2 protein-coding genes are annotated in these 1,798 nt (G+C 37.7%); one reads left to right on the top strand and one right to left on the bottom strand.

The genetic code is table 11. From position 1 onward, the window contains the following. Positions 1–101 precede the first annotated feature (101 nt). On the bottom strand, positions 102–1,187 hold the full coding sequence (locus CES81_RS12995) for a helix-turn-helix domain-containing protein (RefSeq protein WP_089122126.1): 1,086 nt from the start codon (positions 1,185–1,187) through the stop codon (positions 102–104). 127 nt (positions 1,188–1,314) lie between these two features. Between CES81_RS12995 and CES81_RS12990 the strand changes: the two genes are divergently transcribed. Then, positions 1,315–1,798, top strand: a 484-nt coding sequence (locus tag CES81_RS12990) for a KxYKxGKxW signal peptide domain-containing protein (protein ID WP_180949820.1), incomplete at its 3' end; no start/stop codon positions are given.

Genomic DNA, 1,798 nt, shown 5'->3' with positions numbered 1-1,798 from the left:
CAACTCAATGATACCAAGAGCTGTGGCTCATTTTCGTGCTTTCAACCTTTAGATTACGACCCTGTTAAGCTTGAACGGTTTAAACAAAGTAACGGAAAACATTAGCCATGTATTTTTCTATAGCGCGTGGTTGTCATTCCCGAAGTTTTCTTAAAAACCCTCATAAAATAATTTGGGCTGTTAAATGCTAACGTATAAGCAATTTCAGAAATGCTGATTTGACTATTTGTCAGCATATATTTAGCAGCATCAACCTTATGGCTATTAATATATGCGCCGACAGTGACATTGTATTTTTCCTTAAATAGATGGGCTAGTGAACTATCAGAACATTCAAATTTTTTGGCCAGAAGTGCTAATGATAACTTTTGATTAACGTGATTTTGAATGTATAAGGCAACTTGTTCAGCAAGGGATAAAGTCGTTTCAGATTTAATCTGATTTAACCGTTTAAAACATTCAATTGCGAGTGACTTCATCCAAATAGTGAAGGGCGGTTGATCTTTTTTAAATTCAATTGTGCCTAAGATATCATCTTGTACTTTGAGCGCATCTTCTACTTTTACTTGGCCACTCTTAATGACGGTGTTGATTAACAAAGCAACAAATCGGATTAAAATATCTTTTTCACCACGGACGTAATTATTTGTTTCAAAGGTCTCTCCCATATGCTTAGTTAAAGTTAGGGTATTAAGTGCATCGTTAAACCGGTTAAAATCAAAATCTTTAATAGCTCCAAAGATTAACTGCTCATTTACATAATAAGTTCCGATTTCATTATTAGTTGGAAAACTAACGCGTTGAATGTCTGTCGGGACTTTCTTGATGTGAGTTTTCCACTGAGGATTTTTATGATGAGTAATTAACTGATAAGCTAGCGCGCTTAGCGAATGAATATTAGTTATAAATTTAGTGATGTCTCGATAAGCAACTGGAATATTGGTGGTATTAATATGTGGGATCATGGTCAGTGTCTGATTATGATCAATAGGAATCATAACAACGTAGAAGTTGTTTAAATCAATAACAGTAAGATAATTAGGAACACGTAGTTTAAGTGCTTCTTGAACTAAGGCTTTCATATTATAAGCATTGTTATCAGAGATCAAAGCAATATCATTGCCTTCATAAAGGTAGAAATCTGCTGAGACAACATTACCAAGTAGCTGAAAAATTGACTGATTCATGGTACCTCCTGGCCATTTACAAAAAAGTGCTTTAATTTGCAGAATTAGACGTATAAATCTATGCTCCCATTATTATATAATTACAGTTAGTTTTGTCAAATATAATTTTGGAAGAGTGGTGTCTTAAATGGAAGAAAGAAAATTACATTATAAGATGTATAAAGACGGCAAAAAATTTGTTTTTGCCGCAATTGCGACACTTTCTTTTCTTGTCGCCGGTGGGGTATCAACGGTAGAGGTTCATGCTGATACTGTCTCAGAAAATACTAGTGTCGCTACTGCAAGCAGCACTAGTGATATGAAGAGTGCAGCGCCATCAACAGCTACTACAGCAGCAAGCAGTGCCAGTGACACGAAGAGCGCAGCTTCATCAACTGCTGCAACAGCAACAAGCAGCACTAGTGACACGAAGAGTGCAGCGCCATCAACAGTTACTACAGCAGCAAGTAGCTCCAGTGACACGAAGAGTGTGGCCCCATCAACAGCCACTACAGCAGCAAGCAGTGCCAGTGACACGAAGAGTGCAGCTACATCAACTGCTGCAACAGCAGCAAGTAGCACTAGTGACACGAAGAGTGCAGCTACATCAACTGCTGCAACAGCAGCAAGTA

Origin of the sequence: Secundilactobacillus pentosiphilus (assembly GCF_002217985.1) — a bacterium.
In the GTDB taxonomy this organism is placed as follows: domain Bacteria; phylum Bacillota; class Bacilli; order Lactobacillales; family Lactobacillaceae; genus Secundilactobacillus; species Secundilactobacillus pentosiphilus.
This window is presented reverse-complemented; position numbering and strand designations above follow the sequence as displayed.